We start from the raw sequence: 26,702 nt of genomic DNA on the forward strand, positions 1-26,702 counted from the left end.
ATTAGTTCATCGCTTGTATAGCAAGTTTTGTTTTATTTTCTTCTTGAAAAAATATTGTTAATCCTAATTTAGCCCTAGTATAACCAACATATAATAATGACATATTCTCCATGATTTCTGGTGAATAATTAAGTACTCCAGCAACTATTATGAAATCATTCTCTAAACCTTTATAACTATGTATTGTAGAGATTGAAACCTTATCTTTGACTTTGTGATTATCTTCATTTACTTTATTGTAGCTTAATTTTGAAAGTTCAATTATTTTTCTCAAAATAGTATTATCAGTAGTTAAGACTGTAATATTTGAAAAGCCTATACCATCACTTTTTTGTTTATTAATCAATGAATCTAGCTCGGTTACTAAATTTTCAGTAGACTGATAAAATATCGTTCTTGTTTTAAATGGAATATCTTTCCTCCTGCAAGGAATAATATCCAAACCACTATGTCTAGATGCAACATTAATTATGTCTTCATGATTTCGGCAATTGAGAGGCAAAGCATTTACAGTTGTAGGGTATTGAGACACAAAAAGTTTGAAAAACTCTTCATCAAAACTTTCATAAAAACCTTGAAATTTGTAGTCAATAAAAATGCTCCAATTCCCAGACTCAACACCTCCGATTAGACTTAAAAAAATAGAATCTAAAATGTTCTCTCTAAAGACATCCTGACCTTCATCAATAATAAGGAAATCATACATAGATACGTTAAGAGAGTTGAACCAATATTTAAATTGGTTTGGTAAAAGTTCCGTCCAATATTTTGTAATTGAACGATCACCTTGTGGAAGTAACGATGCTTTGCTCAAATACTCAAAGAGATATTTATGAACGTTGAAAACTTCTATTTCTAGATCCTCAAAAGAATCAAAATATTTTTTTATTTCAGATGATAAGTTTTTGTTAAAACAGAAGAAAGCAACTTTCTTATTTTGATTTGCTTTTCTTAAGATAAGCTCTTTCGCTAAAAGTGTTTTCCCAGTTCCAGGTCCACCCGAGACAATAAACCCTCTATTTGAGAAAAAATCTACAGAATCTAAAATTTGATATTGTTCTTCTGTGTATTCTATTATTTTATTGTTCTGATCATCGAGAATCTTATTTAATGGAATTTCGAATATTAAATCCTTTCGAAACATCTTTCTTATGTTGTCAACACCTTTAAGTCCAATCCCAGTGTAAGTTTTATTCTCATATTTATCGTGAGATTTCCAATACTCCTTAAGTCTTTCTATGTATTTTATAAAAGTAATCGGGGTACTATGATCTGCCGAGGTATATATGATTTCTGGGTCATATTCTATGGTTTCATAATTGAAATTATCTGACTTGCCTGTTTTTTTATTGAGATTAAAGCTTTTAACATCTGGAAACATAACACCATAACCAAATATCAATTTAGACCTATAGTTTTCAGATGGATAAAATTTATTAATCAAATTATCTCTAAAATGGAACAAATAGTCTGTTACTTGTTTAAAGGGCTCCCCTCTTTTCGTACCTCCTAAAACCCACCATTCATCATTTACACAATCATACCTTACAGGTCCTCCCTTGGATTCCAAAAATAAAATAAAGTTTTCATCTAAATATACAAAGTCTACTTCTCCTACTAATTTTCTTTTCACATTGTGACTTCTTAATGAATGAAATAGATACCTTTTTAAGTTATTCTCAAAATAACCAGACTTGTTTGCAAGAGTATATATTTCTCTTTCACCGTTATTAGTAAACTCGGTTCTATATTTTGGTAATATTGGCATCTATCCTTGTTGTATCATTAATATTTCTTTGACCTCCACAACTTCATTTAATTTTTCAATAATATTCTTTAATTCCAATTCTTGTATTTGATGAGTCATTCCATAATTTTTATATACTTGATATAAATATATTTGTTTATGAAGTTTTGTTCTAAACTTGGCAACCCATTCTGTTGCTTCCAGTATTTCTTCCTTTCTAAATTCACTTGTTTTTGAAGATTCATCTTTACTGAATAAGTCTATTAGTTGGTCTAAACAATCTGGATAGATTGTTAAACCTGTTACCCATCTATCAACAGTAGGGTTTGTAACATATATATCATTTGATTCAAGAAACCTATTCAGTATACTGATATAGCCTCCAAGCTCTTCATACTTATTTATTAGGTCAACTCTCCAAGAATAAGAAGCCTCATAATACTTTTTCAATTTTATGTACTTATTCTTAAGATAATTAAGTAGCTCGTTAAAATCATCATTAAAACCACTCATAACAAATATTTTGTCATTAAGTTTTAATTCTGAAGCTCGTTTCTTTATTTCTGTACTTCCGTCGCTAGCGTCATTGAGTAAATAAAAGAATTTTGTTTGAGGGACTCTTAAGTATCCATCTTCAAAGAGTAATAAAGTATTGTCGGAATTTTCAGAAGTTGTTAAAGTGCCTGTAGCCTTAAAATTGTTTTTTCGAATTATTTTATTTATTACGAATGAGAAGTCAAATTCATTACTGTCAATCGATTCAATATCATCAACATTTTCTGATTCAATAATTTCGTCCTGAATATCTGGCAAGTCATTTTGGGTAATAAAAATATCATACCCATAATCAACATAGTCTTCTAATCTAAACTCAATCTTATTGGTGTCTACTAGATATTCTTGATTTTCTAAATTCAATAATAATAGCTTATTGTCGAAGTCAGATAAATTTGATATAATAGGAGTAAACTTCACAAAACAATGTTTAAAATAACCCAATTCCATTTTAGAATTAAGAATGACAAACTGTTTTTTGCAAAAATTAGTTAAAAATAAAGATTTAGTAATTTTCCCTGAATAAGTTAGAAAAAAAGCATATTTGAATTGTCGAGTATTCATATATTCAGCATCATCAAGATGTAGGAAAACACTATTTAAACCTGTAGCTTTTAAAATAGTATTTTTAGCTTTTTCGATATCAAGCTGATTTTTGTTTTTACTAATAACTAAAACCTCTCCCTGTAAATATAACTCTTGAATCACTTTAACAATCACCGAAATTTTACTCTCATAAAAACATTCATCATCAATTAATTGAGACAGAACTCCAACCTTATGGCTGTATGAACTAGAGTTAATCTCGCCACTTAATTTAGATAGCTTTTCGATATAATCGAAATAATCTTTTTTAATAATATCAGCATCAAAAAAGCTATTTAGTCTATCATATATCTGATAACCAATCTTTATAACGTTTAAAAGTTCACTGCTATAATTTATATCAACTGCAGAACTTATTTCTTCTGTCAGTTGTCTAGATAACATTTTAAATGTCGACCAGTAATTATGATGACAAATATTTGTTACAGATAGAACTTTAAAATTTGATTTTTCAATCGCCCCTTTTGAATTTAAGCTGACTCTTTCTTTATGATTTATTAACCATGGGTAGGTATTTAGACCGAATCTCTCTAAAATTTCATTATAATCAAAAAAATAATCTTTTTGAAGGAAATAAACATCTTTAATAGATGAAATCGATTGCGCCTCTTTCAGTTCCTCTGCAAAATTTTTGAAATTAGCAAAATCATTTCTTGATTCCTTTTTAATAATAAAATCAAAATCGTCAAAAATTAGTGTATTAACATGTGTAAGGTTTAATTCTTCTAAAATACCTTCCCAACCTAAATAATATTCTGATGAACAATAATAGATTATAGGCTCAACATTTTCAAGACCTTCAGAATTAATACAGCACTCATTATCTCTAGATATTTTAATTTCTGCAATCGGGAATTGCTCAATTATTGCCAAATTATCTATTTGAATATCTTTCAGTAACTGTCGATATTTAGCCTTACTCGTAAATAATAACACACCGGAAGAGGGCTTTACATTTAAATTAGTCCCAAGTTTAACTATATCTTTTATATCAACTTCAGAATTTGCATCGCCCTTAATTTTATTTAACTCAAAGAACTTTGTATTAGAACTGATAAACTCATTTAAATAAAGCTGAAGTGATTCTGTTTTTGAAGAAATAATATGAGTTTCGACTTCTTTTGACCTAGATAAGGTACTCAATAAATCTTGTAGTCTAGGAGCTCTTTCAATTGGTCTTTTTTCAACAGATTTAATAGCAAAGTATATTTTATTATTAACCCCTAACTTTACTTTTAAGCCTTTAAAAATCCATTGTTTCTTTAGATATTCAAATTTTTCAGGAAACATACTTTCAACTTCCGAAAGCATTGAGTTTAATTCAGTCGTATCAATAGAATCTTCAGAATAATCATTTTTTATTTCATTGTAAACCTTGTAATAATTTGATATACCTATATAAAATGGTAAAAGCTTTTGTTGCTTACTCCCTTCTCTAGTGTAAAAAGAAATAATTCTATTATGGGTGTCCAAAGTATTCGTAAAAGCCAAAAATGGAGTAAGAAGATTATACAATGTTCCTTTTAAAGGTTTACCATCTATAGACACTCTTAAACTATCAATTTCCTTATATCTATTTCTTATGAATGATATTAACTCTTTATTAAACATCTAAAATTTTTAGTACTATTTTTCCAATTTGATAAGCTAAATATGGAGGAACTGCATTCCCTACTTGATGAAATTGCATTGTCCTGCTCCCTCTAAAAAGATAATTGTCTGGGAATGTTTGTATTCGGGCAGCTTCTCGTACGGTTAAACTCCTCACTTGCGATTTATCATAATGAATAAAATAATGACCATCCTTTGATATGTGACTGGTGATTGTGGTAGCAGGCACTCCTTTCTTCTGAACTCTAAACCTATCTGCAAAGTTTCCAGATTCAGCACTAATATGGTCTGGTAATAGTTTATCTCCATATTCCTTAAAATCCCTCATTCTAGGGAATTTTTTATATTTATCAGTAAACATCGTAGAAAACATATACCTTTTTAAATCTTCAGTCAGATGGCTTCTTGATTGATGATTTAACACGCCATTGAGCTTATCATCCATATACCAAAATTGATGGGTTATCTTTTTCTTTTCTTTTCTCTTGTATTTTAAATACTCACTACCTGTTCCATAATCTGATTCATTTATTTCGAAATCATCTTCGTCTTCATTAAAACCATTTAGCTTTATAAGTTGATTTAGATTATCATTCATAAGAACCTGCCAGTTATCTTTGGAATCTTCGACTTTCTTATATTTTCTTACTCGTTTTCCTTTTTCATTAAATTCATATCTATCAAAACTTCTATTTAAACCACTTCTAATTTTCGGTAGGTCATCAATCACATCTTCAATATTTATTTTAGAAACATTCCTTTTTAAAATAGATGGTTTAGCCTCAATGTCTTCTCTAATACCGAGCAGAATTACTCTGTGTCTTTTTTGAGGGACACCATAATCTTCAGAGTTTATTATGTATTCTTTAGGTTGCTTTACATTTTCTTCAACTAAAGAGTAGATTTTATAATTATTAATTTTCGTTCCATTAATTATTTTATGCGGAGCGGATAGGTCTTCAAGAATCATTTCGAAAACACTATTTCCATCTACTTTGGCAGATATTAATCCTTTAACATTCTCCATTACAAATATAGATGGTGAATGTTTCGCAATAACCTTCAAGTATTCTTTATATAAATATACTCTGTGATCATCACTTGAAATCCCACCTACTCGTGACCTTCCCGCCATAGAATAAGCTTGACAAGGTGGCCCCCCTATAAGAACCCATTTGTCATCATTTCCAATAATGCTTTTGATTTTTGAATCGAGAAACTTTTCTGAATCTTTACCTAATTCGAATTTTATAGCTTCCTCTGAAGCAATCTGAAATTCAACAGGATAAGACTTAAATAGTTCTTCAATATTTTTTTCTCTATCTTCAATATTATCCGTAGAAATTGCATTGTAATATTCTGTAGGAAGATTATTCTTTTGAAATTGTCGGCAGAAACTTCTTAATAAAAGGGTTTTATGCGCTGATTCATCTTTCTCAATTGACAAGCCAATCGAAAACCTTCTTTTATTATTCTTGATTATCGATGAGAATCCTTCAGCCAAGCCTCCAGGGCCTGCGAATAAATCTATAACTTTTATACTTTTACTCATTTACTATCTGTTACCTTTATAAAATCTTCGAAAATCATCAGCATATTTTAAATTCGATTTTCATTCTATTTAAGCTTCTCAATAAGCTCACTTTTCAGCCATTCAAATGCTGCATTCTGGTCATATTTAATTTCAGGTCTTAACAAGGCTTCCATATCGCCTGTAAAATCAGGATTGTTTTCCTTTTCTTCCACATTGATTAAAAACTCTTTTTTAATGGGTGGTTTTCCAACTGAAACGCTCATATATTTATAGAAACAATCAATAATTGTAGGAATGTCCAACTTGTTGTTCAATCTTGAATAATCCAAATCAAATAAATCCCGTCCTTTGCTTCTTTGATACAATGCCCTTAATTTTGTACCCAACAATTCATTGATATCATAGGTTCGGATATTGGCTTTACCTTCAAACCAATTGCTTTTTACTTCAAAAGGAAATTCAACCCAAGGCAACACGTTAAAATGTTCTTTACAATTGATTTCCAATTTTAATCGTAGTCGGATATTTTCATATTCCGATGTAAATCGATACATCGCCTTTGCACCGTGGCCACCGATTTTAGTGCTTCTTTTTTCTTCGAAGAAAGTAACTACTTCAGCGATGCGTTGTATTATTGGTTTTATCGGTCCTGGTTTAACTTGAACCAAATCGATATCTTCGGAATAACGTGGCGCAGGGTTTAGATACAATTTATGAAGTGCCGTACCACCTCTGAATGCCAGATTTTCGTTTAAAAATTCATCCGAAAATATATCGACAAGGGCACGACTGATGACCAAATCTTGTTCTACCTGTGAAAAATCTCTCCAAGGTGCGTTCATCTGCCATTTCGCTATGTCAGGCCTTGGTATCATAAATCGCTTTCCATTTTTATATTCACATCAACTTTCCATCTATTTTCAACCGCACCTGCCTTTTCATTTGACCTTGGACTCAATAAAACTGGATAGAATTTTTTAAGTTTTAGGTGTTCGTATATAAGATTCGCTACGTCAGAATCGGGATTGATTTCGTCCAATAAAAAACCCAAACGTTGTAATACGCTTTTTTGTGAATACCAAGACAACAAATCTTTTGCATCAGCCATTTTCATTTCTTCTGTCAATTCTTCTAAAACGGAAAGCATTCTATTTAATCCGCCTATTTTAGTTTGATGGTAAATCAAGTCCACAGCTGTTAGGCAAGGACTGGATATTTTGTACATTCCTGCATCTCCTTTTTTTGATACTATATTTTTAGTTGGCCAATTAGACACGGTAAAAAAGTCAAGATTGATGGAATTTTTAGAGATGGATAGCAAAGGTGCTTTGTCGTGAAAGACATATTCCTTTTGGATTTGCTGATGTCCAGCACCATAAGATTTTGCTGCCGAGTATAATCCTATATAGTAATTGCGGTCTAAAAACTCAAACAGGCTATTAACGTATAGCTCGATGGGTAATTTCCCGAATTTTGAATATCGTGGCGGAATAATCAAATAAAAGTGATGCCGCAAAGGAATGATATCGCCCTTTTGTATAGCGTAAGATAATTGACTCTGTATTGAAGTTTCAGACTTATCTGCTTTAGCAATAAGAAGTTCGTCCCAATTGAAAGCATAACTTTCAAATGATAATCGTTCTTTTATGAAGTCGGACAGATTCAATTGTAGTAAATTTTCGAGAAATATAGTGAATATTAGTTGTTTTCTTGAAAGTTTACTACACTTTTTTTGAAATTTAAAGATTATAATCTTTTAATAACAGATTAAAAATTGATTTACTTTCTGCTTTTCTTAAAAATCTACCACCCTATCCAACGCATCATCCACCTCATCTTGCATAAAATTGGACTGATAAATAATGGTTGTTGTTACCGATGAATGTCTATAAAGCTTCTGTAACATCTGAATAGGAATCTTACTGCCTGAGATATTTCCAAACGTGTGACGTGCAATGTGCATGCTCAGGTTTTTGGAAATCCCCAACTCTGTAGCTATTTTCTTCAAGTGTCTATTACAGGTTCTAGTAACTGTCTTTATTCTGGTACGGAGCGTTTTTGCATCTTTAGGATCAACCATTCTCAACTCTTCAAATACAAAATCGTCCTGCGCCATTTCTTTGTAAACTTTAAGAATTGGCTTAACCTTTTCTGGAATTTTCAACGAAACCAATTTTTGATTCTTCCCCATACGATAGCGCAATCTATTATCAATAAAATCTGACCACTTTAACTGCATAACATCACCAATTCTTATTCCTGCAAAATAGAAACTGACTAACCAGATGTTTAAAGCATGCTGCTGCGCAGGAGTAAGAATTTCTGTACTTTCTAGCAGCTTCACTTCTTCAACGGTTAAGCCAATTTTTTGCGATTCCAAAAATTTTATAGTGTAACCACCTCGCCCAAAAGGATAATAATTACGTTCCGCCCATTTCTCCCCTATAGCAATATTAAAAATCGTTCTAATAGCAATCATATAATTTACAGTTGTTCGGTGTGCCAATCCTCTTTCATTTTTTAAATAAGCTTCAAAACGTTTCAAGAGGTCAAAAGTTATTTCATTAAAATGCAGTTTATCAGCTTTGGCAAAAGCTTTAAACTTTTCCATTCTTCGTTTAACAACATCACGTTGATGAAACTGTCCCCGATCTTCTAAGCGTCTCAACTGAATTTTTACGGCACTAAAGAAATCAAAACGTTCCTTTTTGACAATATTTGTTTTTATAGAAGCTACAGATTGATATTCTCGCTCGGATTCCGCATTTAAAAGCCGTTTATTAGTCTCGCTTAATTTTGAGAAAATGAGTTGATTAATGGAAATTGCGTCTGGATGTGATTTTCTTACCAGACCCTTCTCCTCATTCCACTCCTTTTTATCGATGTATTGACCTATAAAAATGTAGGATGACTTTCGATCTTTAGTAATTCTGATAGCGATTGGGTACAACAATCTAGCATTTGGTTTGTTCCTAAGTACGGTTTGAATAGATGCCATAATCAAAAATTTAGACTAATAAGATACTAAATTTTAGGTACAACATAGGTACAACAAATGGCCATTTTCCTTGATATCAAATGATATTATGTAAAATAGAATTTTATGTAACTAATTGATTTTAAGGTCTTTTGATGTATTTTGAAGAACGTTTTTGAATTTTCATAACCCGGAGGCCTCGGGTTCAAGTCCCGATCTCGCTACAAAAATCCCCAAAGATAGATTCTATGGGGATTTTTTTATGGATGAATTTGTAACCTATATTCTATTTTCTGAAAAAATACCATAGAATCTATATTGGGTATTCAGACGCACTCATTAAACGCTTTTACTCACATAATTACATTTCCAGAAAAGGGTATACATTAAGATATAGACCCTGGGTCGTTCTACATGTTGAGTTCCATAAAACTAAAAAAGAAGCATTACAGAGAGAATTATTTTTAAAATCTGGTAAGGGAAGAGAACTTATTTAGAATGAAATTTTCCCAAAATACATAAGCATAGGATTCATTTCGAAATAAAATGATACGGGGTTCAAGTCCTCCGCCTGAGGCGGACTACAAAACAAAAATCCCCAAAGATAGACTCCAAGGGAATTTTTTTATGAATAAAACTGAAAGTATAATTATATATCAATTTACCATTACTTCAAAAACTGCTCTAATTCTGAAAAATTAAGCGCTCGTTGCTCTCCACTTTTCATATTTTTAAGAGTAAAAGACTCGGCTTCCATTTCTTTGTCACCAGCCAAAATAGTAAAAGGAATATTTCTTTTATCGGCATAGCCCATTTGCTTCCCCATCTTTGCGGCATCAGGATATAATTCCACTTTAACACCTGATTTCCGAAGGTTTGTAATTGCTTTCATAGCATATAAAGCTTCCCTTTCTCCAAAATTTATAAAAAGCGCGTCGCTATTTTCTGAAACGGTTTCTGGAAAAAGATTTAAGTCTTCCATAACAAGGTAAATACGATCCAAACCGAAAGAAATGCCCATTCCACTCATATTCTTTAAGCCGAAAATCCCTGTGAGATCATCATATCTTCCGCCGCCGCCAATGCTTCCCATATTTACTCCTTCAGGAGCGGAAACCTCGATTATTGCACCGGTATAATAATTTAAACCACGAGCCAGCGTCACATCAATTTGCAAAGCTGAAGTCTGTAAACCCAAGGTTTTAATGTTTTCAGAAATAAATTCAAGCTCCTCAACACCTTTCATTCCCAAAGAAGAAGCATTTAGCATTCCCTTCAATGAGTTTATCTTTTCTTCATTGCTTCCCCTAAACGAAAATAAAGGTTGTAATTTTTGTAAAGCTTCTTCAGAAATACCCTTTTCGCGCATTTCCTTTTTAACGCCTTCCTCTCCTATCTTGTCCAGTTTATCCAAGGCAACAGTAAAATCTATCAATTTATCTTCTGCACCAATGGTTTCTGCTATTCCACTTAATATTTTTCGGTTGTTGATTTTGATGCTAACACCTTTTAAACCGAGCTTACTAAAAACAGCATCATAAACCTGCACAAATTCCACTTCCTGCCAAGGCGATTTTGATCCTACTACATCGGCATCGCATTGATAAAATTCTCTAAACCTTCCTTTTTGAGGTCTATCTGCACGCCAAACGGGTTGGATTTGATACCGCTTAAATGGAAAGGTAATTTCATTTTGATGCTGCACAACATAACGGGCAAAAGGCACGGTAAGATCGTAACGCAATGCTTTTTCAGAAATTTTCGGAGTTACTTTATTACTGTCTTTCTCTGAATATAATGCGTCATCAACTTTTGACAAATAATCTCCGCTATTCAAAATCTTAAAAATCAACCGATCTCCTTCTTCGCCATATTTCCCCATCAGGGTATCGCTGTTTTCAAAGGAAGGCGTTTCAATAGGCTGAAAACCGTACAAGGAAAAAGTTTTCTTTATAGTGTTGAAAATATAATTGCGACGCGAAACTTCTTCTGGACCGAAATCGCGGGTTCCTTTTGGGGTGGATGGTTTTTTCAAAATTCCTATAATTCAAGATTTAAAATTCAATATTCAAAGTTGGGTTCAAAAAATTTTGAATTTTGAACCTTGAACTTTGAATTCTTTAATCAGCAAATATCTTAAATATTAGTAACTTTATCCAACTTTTACAGTCTAATGAGAAACACAAACTAAAAATATGTTTTCACTGTTTTGGGAAAATGTCCGCATTGCGCTGGATTCTATAAAAAGTCAGTTGCTTAGAACCATTCTTACCATCGTTATTATTGGGATAGGCATTTGGGCACTAGTAGGTATCCTAAGCGCTGTAAAGGCACTGGAAACAACCATTTCGGGTAATTTCGCCTCTATGGGAGCAAATACTTTTAATATTCAGCAATACGAATTTGAAGTACAATCCAACCGAAGTGGCGAAAGGGAAAAAGTGAATCCAATTATCAGTTATAACAATGTTCGGGAGTTCGTAAACAAGTATGAATTCCCCTATACAAAGACCTCGCTCTCCTTTCAAGGAACTTCTGCAGCCGAGGTAAAATACGGCTCCGAAAAAACGGATCCTGAAGTACAAGTTTTTGGCGTAAATGAAAACTATCTCGACAATACCGGAACTGAAATTGATCGCGGGAGAAACTTTACCATTTTCGATATCCAAAACAATAACAAAGTTTGCTTACTCGGTTCTGACTTCACGAAAAATCTTTTTAAAAATGAAGACCCCATCAACAAAACAATAAGTATCCGTGGCGTTAAATTTAAGATTATCGGCTTGCTGAAATCCAAGGGATCCACTTTTGGAAACAATCAGGATTTAAAAGTTTTGATACCCGTACAAGTGGCGCGTGGAATTTACACACAACCAAATATTAATTACAACATCAGCGTCAAAGTTGACGACAAACAGTTGATGGAAGCCGCGCAGGATGAAGCAATAATCACCTTTAGAAATATTAGAGGCCTCAGCCCAGTAGAAGCGAATAACTTTGGGATAGAGCGCAGTGATGATTTAATAAACAGGATTGCCTCCATTACCCAATACTTAGAAATTGCAGCTTGGATTATCAGCATTATCACCATTTTAGGATCGTCTATTGCTTTGATGAACATTATGTTGGTTTCCGTATCGGAACGCACACGCGAAATTGGCGTTCGAAAAGCCTTGGGCGCCAAACGTTCCACCATTTCTACACAGTTTTTTATAGAGACCATTGTTATTGGCCAATTCGGGAGTATTCTGGGGATTATTCTCGGAATATTTACCGGTTTTGTTTTTGCTAAAGCCTTCGATTTTGACTTTACACTTCCTTGGACGGCAATGATTTGGGCCACAATAATAACCTTTATTGTTGCTGTAATAGCGGGATCATATCCAGCGGCAAAGGCGGCGCGACTGGATCCTATTGAAAGTTTGAGATACGAGTAGGTAGGGGAAATTCCAAAATTCAAATAAGAGATTCCAAATAATAAAAAGCAAATCACAAAAATGTCAATTTCCGAAACAGTTCCAAGGTTCTAAATCTTTCCGATGCTTTTGGAGTTTGGCTTTTGGAATTTAGAATTTGGCGCTTCTAAAGTTTTGGAATTTATTCTTTAAGAAGATCACCAAAATATGTATAAAGTTCTCCTTTCGTGATAACCGAGCCTTGCCGAATTAGCGCAAAAACATCTTTATTTCGGTCGTCTTTTATAGCTTTTGTGGAAGTGTAAAGACTCACCAAATCATCGTGCAGATTTTGCTGAAGCCATTTGTAACCATAATCAGTAGTGATATCTAGGTTATCCGATTCAACTTTTATTGCGATTAACTCCATAAATGCATCCGTAATATGGAAAAGCATCAATTGCTTGGGTGAAATATGTTCCAAATACCTCACTTGGTTTAAAACTCCTTCCCAAATAAGGTCACTAAAAACGTCTAGTTCCTGTTCGGCCAATTCGGGTTTCTCGGTTTTTAAGGCTGTCCATTCATCCGCAGTGATGGATTGGGTAGCAAGAAAGTTTATAAATTCTTGGTGTAGTTCTTCAAATTGCTCTTTTGTAAGTCTGGCGTACTTCATAGCGGTTTTCGGTTCTGGGTTGTGGGTTATTTAATAAAAACAAAAAAACCTTCCCCGAGAACGGGAAAGGTTTTAATACAATTAATCGAGTTAATTAGTTCTCTTCGGCTTTAGCCTCTGAGTTATCTTCAGTTTCTGCTTTAGCTTCGGCTTTCACCTCAGGCTTAGCCACTGGCTTAGATTTAGATTCTGGTTTCGCTTCCGCAACTACTTCAAAAGTCAAGTTGCTTATCACGTCTCTGTGGAAACGGATTGTAGCATCATAAGGACCTGTACGTTTAACGGCACCACCAGCAATTGTGATGAATTTTTTATCAATAGAAACACCCTCTTTTGCAAGTGCTTCAGCAAGATCTCCCGTTGTAACAGAACCAAATAGTCTATCACCTTCACCTGTTTTGGCTGTGATTTTAATGTCAAGACCGTTTAATTTGTCTGCATGCGTTTTAGCTTCGTCAACAACTTTCTTTTCTTTGAAAGCACGTTGCTTCAATGTTTCAGCCAATACTTTTTTCGCCGAAGGAGTCGCAAGTACTGCGTGCCCCTGAGGAATCAAAAAGTTTCTTCCGTACCCGTTTTTTACGTTTACAAGATCATCTGAAAATCCCAGATTTTCTACGTCTTTTTTTAATATAAGTTCCATATTCTTTATCTGGTTTTTATTTTAATAAATCGGCTACATAAGGCATAAGTGCCAAGTGACGTGCTCTTTTAACGGCAACGGCCACTTTACGCTGATACTTCAATGACGTTCCAGTAAGTCTTCTTGGAAGAATTTTACCTTGCTCATTTATAAATCTCATTAAGAAATCGGCATCTTTATAATCAACATATTTAATACCAGACCTTTTGAACATGCAATATTTCTTGGTCTTGCTAGTCTCTATGTTCAGCGGAGTAAGATATCTGATCTCTCCGTCTTTTTTTCCTTTTGCTTGTTGTTGTAGTGTGGCCATAATTTAAGCTGATTTTTTATTGCGGTTTCTTCTTTTTTCTGCCCAAGCAATTGCGTGCTTGTCAAGGCTTACTGTAAGGTAACGCATAAAACGCTCATCCCTTTTAAACTCAGTTTCTAGTTCGTTAACGGCTTCACCTTCAACGGTGTACTCAAACAGGTGATAAAACCCACTTTTTTTGTTTTGGATTGCGTAGGCAAGTTTTTTCAAGCCCCAATTTTCCTTGGATATCATCTTAGCTCCTTTAGAAATAAGAATATCTTCGTATTTCTTTACTGTCTCCTTTATCTGATCTTCAGACAAAACGGGATTTAAGATGAAAACAGTTTCGTAATGATTCATAAAAAATCTATTAAAATTAATAATTAAATCCTTGGCCTTCTGCCAAAGAGGGTGCAAAAATAATACTTTATTTATTAGTATCAAACCAAAATACGATTATACTTATATTTTAATTCGTCGTGTCCGACTAATATTTAAGACCGCTCAGCTGCTGCTTATAAAATTTTCATAAAGTAGTTAGATGTTAGACATAAGACTTGCTTCCTAATAAATTGATAAGATTAGATTAGATTGATTCAGCATACTTTTAGTTATTAAATCTCAATCGTGTACTTAATAGCAAGGTCTCAACTTAAATAAAAAAGCCTTAAGCAGGTATTGTCTTTAGTTGAACAAAATTTTGTATTATTTTCATGTTTTTAGGTAAAGCCTAAATATCCCTCGATAAAGCACAAAAATAGTTGCATTTCATCGATTATTTTCATAGTATTGCTATTAAGCTAATCTACCTGTCGTGGAAAAAATAATACTCAAATGCGCTATTGTAGATGATTCAACACTACAAAGGCTTTCTATTGTAAAATTAATCGAATCTCATTCTTCTCTTGAACTTGTTGGGGAATACAAAAATGCAATAGACGCAAAAAAAGCTATTGCCACAACGGAAATGGATCTCATCTTTTTAGATGTCGAAATGCCAATACTTTCTGGCTTCGACCTTTTAGATGACATGCAAGTGAAGCCTCAAGTAATATTTGTTACCGGAAAAACTAAATACGCTTTTAAGGCATTTGATTATGATGCCGTTGATTATCTTAGAAAACCGGTTGCTAAAGATCGCTTTTTAAATGCAGTTCATAAAGCGATTAGCAACTTCAAACTTAAGAACGAAGAAGGATTTGATGACGAAGACTTCATTTTCGTAAAAAGCAATCTTAAAAAGCGAAAAGTATTCTTAAACGAACTCCGCTATATTGAAGCTTTGGGCGATTATGTGAAACTTGTAACAGAACACGATTCCCTTGTGGTGCTTTCAACAATGAAAGCATTTGAAGCGCTTTTACCAAGCGAGAGGTTTTTAAGAATCCATAAATCTTATATCGTGAACCTGGATAAAGTACAGCGCTACAACAGTAAAATGATTGAATTGGAAAAAGATAAACTTCCTCTAAGCCGCAACAGAAAAGCAGCTCTTGTGGAAGCACTAGCCGACAAGCCAAGCCCTTAATAATTATCTACATCTATATGTATGCGAACACTTGAAAATTCTTTGATGGAATTGAAACTGCGTTGTACGTTTGCAATATATTGCTTCGTTTTTTCCAGTGATTGATTCTTCGGAATTTTTAGGAGAAGGTTAATAATGTATTTGTTTTTTATTCTTCCTATTGGCGGCGGTTCCGGACCCAACACATGTTCCTTAAATTTTATTTCCAAAGCTTGTCCAAACCAAGCGGAGGCTTTTTGAACGCGGGTAAGGTTTTTATCTTTAAATACAATTTTTACCGTTCTGTAAAAAGGTGGGTACTTATAATTGTAGCGTTCTTCCAATTGTTCCTTATACATTCCCTCGTAATCATTTACACTAACCTGCTTCAATATTTGGTGATACGGATTGTATGTCTGAATTAAAACTTTACCACGTTTTTCGGTACGTCCCGCCCTACCCGAAACTTGCTGAAGCAATTGAAAACTTCTTTCGTGGGCTCTAAAATCGGGAAAATTTAAAAGGTTGTCTGCATTCATAACGCCCACCAATCTTATGTTTCTAAAATCCAATCCTTTGGCAAGCATTTGTGTGCCTACCAAAATATCAATTTCCTCATTCTCCAAAGCCTCTATAAGTTTTGAATACGAATTTTTCCCTTTCGTGGTATCTTGATCCATCCGGGCAATTTTGTGATCTGGAAACAAAGATTTCAATTCCGTCTCTATCTGCTCCGTACCGAAACCTTTGGTATCTAAAGTTTCACTTCCGCAGGCTATACAACTATGCATCATAGCTATCTTATAGCCACAATAATGACATCGCAATTGGTTTTTAAATTGATGGAATGTCAAGCTAACATCGCAGTTAGGGCATTGTGGTGAAACGCCACAGGTAGTACATTCCACAACTGGCGAAAAACCCCTTCTATTTTGAAAGAGTATAATTTGCTCTTCATTTTTAAGAACCTCTCTCATTTCTTCCAGTAACCTATCGCTGAAATGGCCTGTCATTTGCTTCTTTCGGTTCTTTTCCTTAATATCTACCAATTCAATTTCTGGCATCAGTACATTTCCGAAGCGTTTTTTCAACGTAACCAATCCGTACTTCCCCGTTTTTGCATTGTGATAGCTCTCTAAAGAAGGCGTTGCAGACCCCATCAATAATTTTGCCTTGTGAAGATTTGCTAAAACAATGGCACTGTCTCGCGCATTGTAACGAGGTGCGGGGCTGTATTGTTTGAAAGAAGGTTCATGCTCTTCGTCCACAATTATAAAACCTAAATTTTTAAAAGGAAGAAATAAAGAGGAACGGGCACCTATAACCACTTGTGCCTTTGGTTTTTCCTGAAGCACATTGTTCCAAACCTCAACTCGTTCATTTACTGAAAATTTAGAATGATAAACCGATATCTTTTCACCGAAATATTTCTGAAGCCTTGTGATCAATTGGGTGGTTAAGGCAATTTCAGGAAGCATATACAATACTTGTTTTCCCGAATTAATCATTTCTTCAATAAGCCGTACGTAAATTTCAGTTTTTCCACTGGAAGTTACTCCGTGCAAGAGAACGACTTCTTTTTCTTGAAAACTCTCTTTAATCTCCTGATAAGAAAATAATTGTGCTTCATTTAAGGTTTTTATTTCGGAAGAAGCTTCCCCAGAAAATTCTACACGATCGTGCTGAACAAAATATTCTTCTAAAATGCCTTTGTCTATAAGTGTCTTTAAGGTTCCCGCCGAGGCATCACTTTTTTTCTGAAGCGCTATGGAGCCAATGGGTTTTTTAGATTGGCTAGTCAACATAAAAAGATTCATAAGCACCGCCCGTTGTTTTGGCGCTCTACTTAATGAATCCAGTAAGTTTTTTAGATTTTCTTCGGAAGTGTATTCCGTGGCAAGTTTAATATAGCGTTTCAGTTTTGGAGTGTATTGTTCATAAACTGTTTCCTCTACTTCCACTATTCCTTTTTCAAACAACTTCTGTATTACTGAAACCACATTCTTTTTGTCCAAAATGGAGCGCACATCATTAATATGAAGTGAGGACTGATGCTGCAAGGCTTCTAAAACCAAAAACTCTTCATCAGATAATAAATTTTCATCCCATTCCTTTTCTACAGCTAACTTTATTATCGTTTCACTTTCAAGCAAAAAAGCACTAGGAAGCGCTGCTTTTATCACTTCCCCCAACGAACACATATAATACTTGGCCAGCCATTCCCAGTGCTTTAACTGGAAGCTTGTAATAATGGGCGATTCATCCAAAATATGATCAATAGACTTGGTTTCGTAACCTGTTGGTGCTTGGTCGTGCACTTGATAGACAATACCCGTGTAAACCTTCGATTTTCCGAAGGGGACGGCAACTCGCATTCCCGGTTTTAAAAAGGCAGCCTCATCCTTGTTCACGCTATACGTAAAGGTTTGTTTTAATGGAATTGGCAGAATGACGTCTATGAAATACAAATTATGAGTTGTGAGTTATGAGTTAATGAAAATATTATTTCATCTATTACTGCTCGGATACCTTTAATGAATTATTTGATTTTGTTAGCTCCCTTCGCTTAGGTCGGAATGCAAAAGACCACCAAAATTGGTGGCCTAAAGATAGTATTTTTAATTTTTTTTATTGAACTCGGGTCCAAGTTTGTGTTCTTCCCAAGAGAGAGAAACCAATATAACCACGGACCTTCAATGTATTGGCACCATCCAATTCTATATAACTTTTATACACTTTCCCATTATTTGGATCCATAATGGTTCCGCCGTTGTATTCCTTACCATCCTTTTTAAGGTCTTTTATGATTATCAACCCCATAATTGGTTTTCCTTTGTCATCATCAGGACATTTAGTACAAGTTGCGTCACGTTTTGAAGGATCTGCAATCTCTACTACTTTTCCGAAAATTTTTCCATTCTGTTTATAAATTTCTACAACGGATTTTGCTTTACCAGTATCATCGTCAAAGGTTTGCCATTTTCCGGTTACATCTTGTGCCACGGCTGCCATAACAGACAGAGCGATAAGAGAGAAAGTTAAAAGTATTTTTTTCATAGTTCAAAAAATTTAGGTTGCGTTACATTTTTTCTTTGAGCCGCTTTATTGAAACGTTTAATTCAAAACCTAGCAGCAAGAGGTTAGAGTTTATCCAAATATATAACATCAAAATCAATAGTGCACCAATGGAACCGTATAACTCATTATAATTTGAAAAATTATTGATATAAACTCCAAAAAAGTAAGTTGTTAGCAAGAAAAGAATCGTAGTGGTCAACGCTCCTACAGAAAAAAATCGTGAAGATTTACCTTCCTTTGTGCCGAAGTAATAAAGGGTGGCAATCACCACATAAATCATTACTACAAAAACAAGAAACTGAAAGAACGATATCCAAAAAAGATTGTTATTAATATAGGCTCTTGACTGAAGATCCCGTATAATGTACTCCCCATACAAAATCACTCCTACCATTGTTAACAATAAGAATGCCAAGAAAATAGAAACCGCTAGTGCTACTAAATACTGTTTAAAAAAAGAACGGTTTATACTTACATGAAATGAGTATTCAAAAGCACTAAAAATTGCATTAACCCCATTTGCAGATAAGAAAACAGAAAGGAAAAACACAAAGGAAAGTAAGCCTGTTCGGGGGTTTACAGCAATATCTGCAATAACAGGATAAAAAAACTGCGTTGTTTGCGGCGGTAGTAAGGCCTCAATAAAAATTAAAAATCGGGTTTGAAAACCATCTATCGGTATATATGGAATCAGGTTTAAAAGAAGTAGTAAAAAAGGAAAAAGTGCAAGAAAAAAACTATAGGCGATGGAACTGGCACGAGGGGAAAATGAACCTTTTATAATACCGGTACCATAGATATCCAGCAAATGATAAAGCGAAAACGCTCCCAGGCCAGGGAGTTTTATTCTTTTGCTAAGCTTCACCAAATCCCGAATTACCGGAATGTTGATTTCCTTTTCTTCTTCGCTCATTAAACAGCTTTTAGGCTCAGGTCCATATTATAAACAGAATGTGTCAAGGCTCCACTGGATATATAATCTACGCCGCATTCTGCATATTTTCTGGCGGTTTCAAGCGTGATTCCACCACTGGATTCGGTTAAACTCTTACCGTTGATAAGCTTTACTGCTTTTCTCGTATCTTCATAATTAAAATTGTCAATAAGGATTCTATAAACACCCTCAGTTTTAAGAATTGCTTCAATTTCTTCAAGATTTCTAGCCTCCACGATAATTTTGAGATCAAGATGATGATCTTTCAAATAGTCCTTTGTTTTTTCAATTGCCTTGGTTATGCCTCCGCAAAAATCGATGTGATTGTCTTTTAGCATAACCATATCATAAAGTGCGAAACGGTGATTCTCTCCACCTCCAATCTTAACGGCCCACTTCTCCAAAGCTCGAATTCCAGGTGTAGTTTTGCGGGTATCTAGAATTTTAGTGCCTGTACCTTCCAAGAGCTTTACGTATTCATTGGTTTTGGTAGCAATAGCACTCATGCGCTGCATGGCATTCAATACCAGCCGTTCCGATTTTAAGATTGATTGCGAAAGACCCGAAACGTAAAAACATACATCGCCATATTTTACTGGACTTCCATCCTTAATTTTAATATCCAACTCCAAACCTGGATCTACATACTCAAAAACTTGACGGGCAAACTCTATCCCTGCAATGATACCTTCATCTTTCACCAAAAGTTTTGCCGTACCCATAGCATCCTCTGGAATACAGGCCAGCGAACTGTGATCGCCATCGCCTACATCTTCACGGACGGCATTGGTAATAATAATATCTATCTCTCTGTTGAATTGTTTTTCTGAAATCATAACGTGGAAATTTCTGCTAAAATAACAAAAAGAGTTGGCAGTATTCAGTTTCAGTTGTTAGTTATACAAAAACCCTTATACCTCGGCTTCGCTCGGCAACCAAAAATAGTTAGAAGGGAGCCGTTTATCTTTGTATTTTTAACCCCTAAAAAGTTTTTATGAAAATAACACTACTCGCCATAGGTAAAACAGACAATAAGCAACTGCAAACCTTAATGGACGACTATACCAAACGTTTGGGATTTTATATTTCTTTTGAAATGGAAATTATTCCCGATATAAAGAATGCAAAAAACTTGTCCGAATTTCTTCAAAAGCAAGCTGAAGGTGAGGAAATACTAAAGCGAACAACCACTGCCGATATTTTGATTCTCCTTGACGAAAACGGCAAAACCTTCACTTCCGAAGGCTTTTCGGAATTTCTTCAGAAGAAAATGAACAGCGGACTAAAAAACCTCATCTTCGTTATTGGTGGTCCTTATGGCTTTAGCGATACTGTTTATAAACGCGCAAACGGGAAGGTTTCGCTTTCTACCATGACTTTTTCACACCAAATGGTTCGGCTTTTCTTTATTGAACAATTGTATAGAGGATTTACTATTTTGAGGAATGAACCATATCATCATAGATAAGTTTGAACGACGAGTTACGAGCGACGAATGATTCAAGCGATAAATTTTCAGGAGCTCGTATGATTAAAACATCTCTCAAGCCACTTATAAAAACTGCTACACCTTACTTTTTCAGTTCCATAGGCAATCTATATAATCCGTTAACATATGAAATAATAATCCTACCGCGATGATTCTTGTCTTTTTGAAAAATAATAACACAACATATACAGCCATTGCCCAATAAGTATGCAACGGGTGAAAATTAATGCTACAACGTCCCGGATCGAAAATGGGTATTGCAAAAAGATGATCTACATCTACCAGCATGGTTGCAAGCATAATGAGCCAAGCTTTTTTCCATTCATTTCTGAACAAGACATAGGCAATTAGCCCAGGAACCAAGAGGTGCAATGTATAATGAACAATGGTTTGAAGCATTCCTAACTTTAATGTTTAACCAGTTTTGTCAAAAGCACAATCTGCCCCAAATGATATGCATCGTGCTGAATAATACCGTGAATATGTTGATAATAGGAAAGTTTGTTTGCCGGATATTCTTTTTTAAAATCAGCTTCGTTAAAAGTATTAAGAAAGTAAAGCCATTCTTTCTGCGTAGTCTCCAATGCTGCAAGCGTATTTTGCCAAGCCTCGTCGGAAGGATCTTTTATAACTTCAATATAATTATTTGAAGGGATTTCTAGTACTTCGCCTTGGACTCTTTTAAGAACGTTTTCGCGCCATGCAATAATATGGTTTACAATTTCCCAAATGGTATTGCCATCCTGAATGGGTCGTTCGAAAGCTTGTTCCGAAGTAATTCTACTCAATGTATCCTGAAGCGTTACATCCAGCCAAGGATGGCCGTGGTAAAGGTCGGTAAAAAGGCTTTGGATGCGGTTGGATTCGTTCATAGAATAGGTTTTCTTTCAAAGATAGCAACTATTATGGAAAGTGTAAATTAGCACAATGAAAAAGCCACCCCAATTTTATTGAGATGGCTTTGTATATTTAAAAACTATTTTTGCTTAGTTCTTAATAAGCTTGTAAGTTCCCATTTCGCCATTAACTTCTACTTTCATGATATACGCTCCTGTATTTAAAGAAGAAACATCTAATTGAGAATCGGTAGCGTTAATGCGGCTATTGATTACCTGTTGACCCAATAGGTTATAAATGCTAACATTTTCTATATTTCTCATGGACTTCAAGTTAAGAACGTTGGTAGCTGGATTTGGATAATAAGAAAATCCTTCTAAAGAATTTTCCGATACTCCAAGTGCATCACCACTGATAGCCACTAAACCAAGTTCTGCACAACCATTGTTAATGGAGCCCGTATCTGTAAATGATCCAGTAGTGGTATCAACAGCGTAAAAGCGATTTACACCTCCACCGTGATAACCAGCGGCATACAACATTCCAGTTGCCGGATCAAAATCGGCATCTTGCGCGTGAGATAAATTCACTCCTGTAGGACCAACTATGGTAACCGCTGCTGTAGCCAAATCAACAGCGTATAAAAGATCGGTTCCAATATCCATGGTAAATGCATTACCCTCATTGTCTATTGCCAACCAAATTCCTAATCTACTTCCCATATTGCCTCCTACCTGGGTAATTGTTGCCGTAGCCACATCCACGGTAAAAAGTCTGTTGTTCGTGCTGTCACCAGTCAATATATACCAAGTTTGATTAATAGTGTTAAATGCTATACCGGTTATTACCTGAGGCACGTCTAAGTTTAAATTTCCAATTTCTGTTTCCAAACCAGTTTCCGGATCTATTTTAAATAGAAACGCATTTTCATCAAATGTGTCGGAACTAACTGCGTATATATTGCCATCGTCGTCATGATCACCAGCATAAAATTTTGTTGTGGTGCCAGTTATGTAATTGATATTATGAGGTCCAGCTACTGGGAAAGTTCCAAAGCCACGCTCACAACCACCATACACACTAGCCGCGTAAACATCGCCCGCAACTATGGAACCAACGGGATTCTCAGAATTATTTGCATTAAAGTGATTTTGTAACACTAATCTTTCTGCTGGCGTAAATAGATCTTCTGGTTCAGCACCAAGTGGATTTTCTACCGCATCCATACGATTCAACAAATCAGTAACAGTTGTATTTTGTAGGTCCTGAGCATTTACAGTACCTAGTGTTGCCACAAGGCAACCCAATAAAAAGGTAATTTTTTTCATTTTAATAAGGGGATTAAATTTAAAGAGTTAAGTTTTTCTAAGAAGCTGTGAAAGTATAAAATATTTAATAAATAAGGGCTGAAACGAGAGAAAAAATACATATTGAGATCCGTAAAATTCTATAAACCAGATTATTACCAAAATAATCTTACATAGTTTGAACAAATCTGATTCATTTTTTAATGTAAATTGAACCTTAAAAGAATGTTTCATATTAACCCGTCTGAAACAAACTATAATCAACTCCTTATAAATCACATAAACCTTTGCATTCCCATAAAAAAGGAGTTTCTTCAAAAGAGCTTAAAAGTATTATTATTTTACCTTGAACAGATAAACTCCATAGTTTTTTATGAACGATTTGAACTTTTGGTCTTTTTCTAAAAATCGAAGTTATTTTGCTGTTAACATTTAATGCGAATAAATGAAATTTTGATTTTGCTAAAAACATTTAAAAGTTTAATTTCAACACTTATATATAGTGGTTTAAGATTTTTATATGAAAAAAATATACGCTGTAGCACTTTTATTTTTACTGACTTCAATAGCACCAAACATGCTGTTGTCACAGTGTGAAGACGTCACCGTTGAGAGTTTAACAAACCCAGGGCCTTTTGACTTTGCTACACTCACTGAAGCAGATGGGCTTAGAAATGGTCCCGGATATTTTGGTGCCACGGTATATTATCCCACAAATGCTACGCCTCCTTTTGCGAGTATAGCCATTGTTCCTGGATTTACGGCGCCGCCTTCAAGCGTTGCCGAATGGGGCCCGTTTTATGCTTCTCACGGAATTGCAACTATCATTATAGGAACCAATTCTATTTTTGATTTTCCAGAAGCTAGAGCATATGCGCTAATAGATGCCTTAGAAACAATGCGTCAGGAAAATGCCCGAAGCACATCACCTTTAGAAAACAAACTGGATGTTGATAAATTTGCAGTAAGTGGATGGTCTATGGGTGGCGGTGGAGCACAGCGAGCGGCAGTATTGGACAACTCAATTAAAGGTGTGGTTGCCCTATGCCCTTGGTTAACGAATCCATCGCTAGACCACGCAAGTCCTGTGTTAATTTTTAGTGGTCAAAACGATCCAACGGCACCTCCTGCCCAACACGCAGATATTCATTATAATGTTACACCAAATACAACCGACAAACTACTTTTTGAAGTTGAAAACGGAGATCACTCCGTTGCAAATACGCCCAACGGAGGCAATGGAGCCGTAGGAAAAATCGCCCTTTCTTGGCTTAAATTATACGTTGATAAAAATGATTGTTATTGTCCTTTATTAACAGACGAACTCTTAATTAATCCTCCAGCAGCTTCTAAAGTGGAATCCAGTTTTGAATGCGAGCTGCTCAATATAGCCGACAATAATTTTGAAAGCAGTGTTTTTCCGAATCCAACAAAAGATATTGTATCTGTAAACGTTCAGAATAGTTCGCATTACAAAGTCTTTTCTTCTTTAGGGCAATTATTATCTTTTGGTGAAATTACTCAGAGCGAAAAGCAGATTGACTTATCAAATTTTGCAAAAGGAATCTATTATTTACATCTGGAAAATGAAACCTTGAAAATTATTAAAGATTAAAAGCCAGTCGTGAACCAGTTATAAAGCAAAACTACAATTTAACTAAGGCTGCAAACCTTTGGTAATGAGCTGTTTTGTATCTTTGTAACATGAAATATTCCGATACTAAAAACAAAGTACTACAAACGGATTCCCGAGTAAGCCAAGATTTCTTTTCCAGCGATTTAATATTGCAGCATTATCTGAAAAGAAATATTACGGCACAGGGGCGGCAATACATGCAACCGGCATGGAAGCAGACTGGGAAGGACGCAGCGGGAAAAATGAATGAATGGTCTCTACTTGCTGATAAATTTTCTCCACAACTAATAAAAAGAAACCACCTGGGCGAAACAATTAATGAAATTCGTTTTCATCCCGTATATGATGAACTCATGAAAGTGGCCGTGGCTTCCGAAATGCTTCGTGTAAAATGGGAACCATTTTTACGTAAAAAATTTGATACAGAAAAACACAGGTTGGGTTTTGCAAGCGGCTATTTATACGCCATGAGTGAGAGCGGCCAATATTGCCCTTTGTGTATGACAGACGGCGCCGCACGGCTGATTGATCTTTTTGGCAAAGAGGAAGATAAACAAAGGTTATTGCCTCATATTTATACAGACAATGCAAATGATCTTTACACAGGTGCCATGTTTTTAACGGAAAAAAGAGGTGGCTCTGATGTAGGCGCAAATATTGTTTCTGCCATAAAAGACAAAAAGAAATTATATCATCTAAATGGAGAAAAATGGTTTTGCAGTAATGTCAATGCCGAAATAATATTTGCACTGGCTCGCACAGATGAAACTGTTGAAGGTACAAAAGGGCTCTCCATTTTCCTAATTGAAAAACAGTTGCCTTCTGGCGAAAGGAACCCGATGGATATTATCCGCCTAAAAGATAAGCTTGGGGTACGCTCCATGGCCTCGGCAGAGATTATCCTTACCGATACCGTTGGAAAATTAACGGGCAAAGAATTTGAGGGTTTTAAAGTGATGACGGAAATGATCATTCTTTCTCGTCTGTATAATTCGGTAGCAGCTCTGTCTTGTGCCAGAAGGGCATTGATTGAGACCTATCAGTATTTAAGCTTTCGGGAATTATTTGGCAAAAATGCACTGCAACATTCCCTAATTCGTATCAAATTAACTGAACTCGCTGCTTTACATATTGCCAACTTTTATATGGTATGGCGAGCCATTACGGCCTTGGATAATGCCGATTCGGGTAATGAGGAAGAGAAACAATTATTCCGGTTCATTAACCCGCTTACCAAAAAATGGTCGGCAGAAACCAGTGTATATATGGTTAGAGAAAGTATGGAGTTGATGGGCGGAAATGGGTATATTGAAGATGCAGTGATGCCCAAACTAATGCGGGATGTGATGGTATTACCTATCTGGGAAGGCTCTGGAAATGTTATCGTTTTGGATATGCTCAGAGCCATGACAAAATCAAACGGCTTTGAAATGTTGTGTAAAGAAATTGAACGCATTGCCTTTACTAATGCAGAAAACAAAAAATGGCTACAAGAAAACCTATCCCTCTTAATTTCCTTTGCAGACACTCTGAAAAATTTACCACAGGATGAAATGGAAACAACGGCAAAACCATTTTTTGATAAAGTAACTGAGGTGTTTCAAATTGCTTTACTGATCGAGGCACTGGATGAAGAGAGTAAAGTTTGGATTCAACCAGCGGTTGATTTTTTAAAAGAAAAATATTCCTCAGATAAGTTAAAAGCTATAAAACCACTTTCAACTGAGGAGGTAAAAGAAATGATTGCTTGGGAGTTTTAAAGCGATGCTTGCTCTTCCCAAGATAATGAAATATTTCAGGACGAGACCTGTGGAAGGCATACCTTAAAAATCTGGGCTATCAGGAATTTATGACTTGTCTTTGGAAAATAATACT

At 35.0% G+C, this 26,702-nt stretch carries 25 protein-coding genes; 6 read left to right on the forward strand and 19 right to left on the reverse strand.

Going from position 1 to position 26,702, the window contains the following annotated elements:
- Nucleotide 1 precedes the first annotated feature (1 nt).
- The 6 genes from G440_RS0101805 to G440_RS0101830 all read right to left on the reverse strand — a co-directional run bounded on the left by G440_RS0101805 (nucleotide 2) and on the right by G440_RS0101830 (nucleotide 9,051).
- Nucleotides 2-1,768, reverse strand: a complete 1,767-nt coding sequence (locus G440_RS0101805; protein ID WP_026449729.1) for a 3'-5' exonuclease — start codon at nucleotides 1,766-1,768, stop codon at nucleotides 2-4.
- A complete protein-coding gene (locus tag G440_RS0101810; protein ID WP_026449730.1) occupies nucleotides 1,769-4,519 on the reverse strand; it encodes a hypothetical protein in 2,751 nt (916 codons plus the stop codon).
- Nucleotides 4,512-6,071 carry a DNA cytosine methyltransferase gene (locus G440_RS0101815; RefSeq protein WP_026449731.1) on the reverse strand — a complete coding sequence of 520 codons (1,560 nt, stop codon included), beginning with the start codon at nucleotides 6,069-6,071 and terminating at the stop codon, nucleotides 4,512-4,514. Before G440_RS0101815 ends, G440_RS0101810 begins: the two co-directional genes overlap by 8 nt.
- 65 nt (nucleotides 6,072-6,136) lie before the next feature.
- Entirely contained in the window at nucleotides 6,137-6,928 is a 792-nt protein-coding gene (locus G440_RS0101820; RefSeq protein WP_026449732.1) for a nucleotidyl transferase AbiEii/AbiGii toxin family protein, read from the reverse strand.
- A complete protein-coding gene (locus tag G440_RS0101825; protein WP_026449733.1) occupies nucleotides 6,925-7,719 on the reverse strand; it encodes a type IV toxin-antitoxin system AbiEi family antitoxin in 795 nt (264 codons plus the stop codon). The genes G440_RS0101820 and G440_RS0101825 overlap by 4 nt, the downstream gene beginning before the upstream one ends.
- A 129-nt stretch (nucleotides 7,720-7,848) precedes the next feature.
- Nucleotides 7,849-9,051 carry a site-specific integrase gene (locus G440_RS0101830; protein ID WP_026449734.1) on the reverse strand — a complete coding sequence of 401 codons (1,203 nt, stop codon included), beginning with the start codon at nucleotides 9,049-9,051 and terminating at the stop codon, nucleotides 7,849-7,851.
- A gap of 344 nt (nucleotides 9,052-9,395) precedes the next feature.
- Between G440_RS0101830 and G440_RS21445 the strand changes: the two genes are divergently transcribed.
- Nucleotides 9,396-9,527 carry a GIY-YIG nuclease family protein gene (locus tag G440_RS21445; RefSeq protein WP_245574816.1) on the forward strand — a complete coding sequence of 44 codons (132 nt, stop codon included), beginning with the start codon at nucleotides 9,396-9,398 and terminating at the stop codon, nucleotides 9,525-9,527.
- Between the two features lie 170 nt (nucleotides 9,528-9,697).
- Here G440_RS21445 and hisS read toward each other — a convergent pair whose 3' ends face one another.
- The gene (hisS, locus tag G440_RS0101840) at nucleotides 9,698-11,068 is read right to left on the reverse strand and encodes a histidine--tRNA ligase (protein ID WP_026449735.1); all 1,371 of its coding nucleotides are present in this window, start codon (nucleotides 11,066-11,068) and stop codon (nucleotides 9,698-9,700) included.
- Between the two features lie 157 nt (nucleotides 11,069-11,225).
- On the opposite strand from hisS, the gene G440_RS0101845 reads away from it, so the two are divergent.
- Nucleotides 11,226-12,467 carry an ABC transporter permease gene (locus tag G440_RS0101845; RefSeq protein ID WP_026449736.1) on the forward strand — a complete coding sequence of 414 codons (1,242 nt, stop codon included), beginning with the start codon at nucleotides 11,226-11,228 and terminating at the stop codon, nucleotides 12,465-12,467.
- A gap of 160 nt (nucleotides 12,468-12,627) precedes the next feature.
- Here the strand turns inward: G440_RS0101845 and G440_RS0101850 are convergent, their stop codons facing one another.
- From G440_RS0101850 to rpsF, 4 genes are all read right to left on the reverse strand, one after another.
- Nucleotides 12,628-13,101, reverse strand: a complete 474-nt coding sequence (locus G440_RS0101850) for a DUF6495 family protein (RefSeq protein ID WP_026449737.1) — start codon at nucleotides 13,099-13,101, stop codon at nucleotides 12,628-12,630.
- A 94-nt stretch (nucleotides 13,102-13,195) separates the two neighbouring features.
- Complete coding sequence (gene rplI / locus G440_RS0101855) at nucleotides 13,196-13,744, reverse strand: 50S ribosomal protein L9 (RefSeq protein WP_026449738.1); 549 nt, start codon at nucleotides 13,742-13,744, stop codon at nucleotides 13,196-13,198.
- Between the two features lie 16 nt (nucleotides 13,745-13,760).
- Nucleotides 13,761-14,057 carry a 30S ribosomal protein S18 gene (gene rpsR / locus G440_RS0101860; protein WP_026449739.1) on the reverse strand — a complete coding sequence of 99 codons (297 nt, stop codon included), beginning with the start codon at nucleotides 14,055-14,057 and terminating at the stop codon, nucleotides 13,761-13,763.
- 3 nt (nucleotides 14,058-14,060) lie between these two features.
- Nucleotides 14,061-14,399 carry a 30S ribosomal protein S6 gene (gene rpsF, locus G440_RS0101865; RefSeq protein WP_026449740.1) on the reverse strand — a complete coding sequence of 113 codons (339 nt, stop codon included), beginning with the start codon at nucleotides 14,397-14,399 and terminating at the stop codon, nucleotides 14,061-14,063.
- Between the two features lie 454 nt (nucleotides 14,400-14,853).
- On the opposite strand from rpsF, the gene G440_RS0101870 reads away from it, so the two are divergent.
- The gene (locus tag G440_RS0101870; protein WP_026449741.1) at nucleotides 14,854-15,567 is read left to right on the forward strand and encodes a LytR/AlgR family response regulator transcription factor; all 714 of its coding nucleotides are present in this window, start codon (nucleotides 14,854-14,856) and stop codon (nucleotides 15,565-15,567) included.
- Here the strand turns inward: G440_RS0101870 and priA are convergent.
- The 4 genes from priA to nadC all read right to left on the reverse strand — a co-directional run bounded on the left by priA (nucleotide 15,564) and on the right by nadC (nucleotide 20,394).
- Complete coding sequence (priA, locus tag G440_RS0101875; protein ID WP_026449742.1) at nucleotides 15,564-18,014, reverse strand: replication restart helicase PriA; 2,451 nt, start codon at nucleotides 18,012-18,014, stop codon at nucleotides 15,564-15,566. The two genes, G440_RS0101870 and priA, sit on opposite strands and share 4 nt — an antisense overlap.
- 160 nt (nucleotides 18,015-18,174) lie before the next feature.
- Complete coding sequence (locus G440_RS0101880; protein WP_026449743.1) at nucleotides 18,175-18,603, reverse strand: DUF2147 domain-containing protein; 429 nt, start codon at nucleotides 18,601-18,603, stop codon at nucleotides 18,175-18,177.
- A gap of 22 nt (nucleotides 18,604-18,625) precedes the next feature.
- Complete coding sequence (locus G440_RS0101885) at nucleotides 18,626-19,537, reverse strand: YihY/virulence factor BrkB family protein (RefSeq protein WP_026449744.1); 912 nt, start codon at nucleotides 19,535-19,537, stop codon at nucleotides 18,626-18,628.
- Nucleotides 19,537-20,394 carry a carboxylating nicotinate-nucleotide diphosphorylase gene (gene nadC / locus G440_RS0101890; protein ID WP_026449745.1) on the reverse strand — a complete coding sequence of 286 codons (858 nt, stop codon included), beginning with the start codon at nucleotides 20,392-20,394 and terminating at the stop codon, nucleotides 19,537-19,539. The genes G440_RS0101885 and nadC overlap by 1 nt, the downstream gene beginning before the upstream one ends.
- 158 nt (nucleotides 20,395-20,552) lie before the next feature.
- Between nadC and rlmH the strand changes: the two genes are divergently transcribed.
- Nucleotides 20,553-21,026, forward strand: a complete 474-nt coding sequence (rlmH, locus tag G440_RS0101895) for a 23S rRNA (pseudouridine(1915)-N(3))-methyltransferase RlmH (RefSeq protein ID WP_026449746.1) — start codon at nucleotides 20,553-20,555, stop codon at nucleotides 21,024-21,026.
- Between the two features lie 111 nt (nucleotides 21,027-21,137).
- Here rlmH and G440_RS0101900 read toward each other — a convergent pair whose 3' ends face one another.
- The 4 genes from G440_RS0101900 to G440_RS0101915 form a co-directional block, all read right to left on the reverse strand.
- Nucleotides 21,138-21,446 carry a DUF6122 family protein gene (locus G440_RS0101900; protein WP_026449747.1) on the reverse strand — a complete coding sequence of 103 codons (309 nt, stop codon included), beginning with the start codon at nucleotides 21,444-21,446 and terminating at the stop codon, nucleotides 21,138-21,140.
- An 8-nt stretch (nucleotides 21,447-21,454) separates the two neighbouring features.
- Nucleotides 21,455-21,919 carry a DinB family protein gene (locus G440_RS0101905; protein WP_026449748.1) on the reverse strand — a complete coding sequence of 155 codons (465 nt, stop codon included), beginning with the start codon at nucleotides 21,917-21,919 and terminating at the stop codon, nucleotides 21,455-21,457.
- Between the two features lie 114 nt (nucleotides 21,920-22,033).
- Nucleotides 22,034-23,212 carry a T9SS type A sorting domain-containing protein gene (locus tag G440_RS0101910; RefSeq protein ID WP_026449749.1) on the reverse strand — a complete coding sequence of 393 codons (1,179 nt, stop codon included), beginning with the start codon at nucleotides 23,210-23,212 and terminating at the stop codon, nucleotides 22,034-22,036.
- 247 nt (nucleotides 23,213-23,459) lie between these two features.
- Nucleotides 23,460-23,663, reverse strand: coding sequence for a hypothetical protein (locus tag G440_RS0101915; protein ID WP_026449750.1), 204 nt, complete (start codon nucleotides 23,661-23,663; stop codon nucleotides 23,460-23,462).
- A gap of 48 nt (nucleotides 23,664-23,711) precedes the next feature.
- Here G440_RS0101915 and G440_RS0101920 point away from each other — a divergent pair, with 48 nt between their 5' ends.
- Both G440_RS0101920 and G440_RS0101925 read left to right on the forward strand, forming a co-directional pair.
- Complete coding sequence (locus G440_RS0101920) at nucleotides 23,712-24,806, forward strand: T9SS type A sorting domain-containing protein (RefSeq protein ID WP_026449751.1); 1,095 nt, start codon at nucleotides 23,712-23,714, stop codon at nucleotides 24,804-24,806.
- A gap of 89 nt (nucleotides 24,807-24,895) precedes the next feature.
- Nucleotides 24,896-26,587 carry an acyl-CoA dehydrogenase family protein gene (locus G440_RS0101925; RefSeq protein WP_034258770.1) on the forward strand — a complete coding sequence of 564 codons (1,692 nt, stop codon included), beginning with the start codon at nucleotides 24,896-24,898 and terminating at the stop codon, nucleotides 26,585-26,587.
- Nucleotides 26,588-26,702 lie beyond the last annotated feature (115 nt).

This window comes from Aequorivita capsosiphonis DSM 23843, assembly GCF_000429125.1.
GTDB classification, from domain to species: domain Bacteria; phylum Bacteroidota; class Bacteroidia; order Flavobacteriales; family Flavobacteriaceae; genus Aequorivita; species Aequorivita capsosiphonis.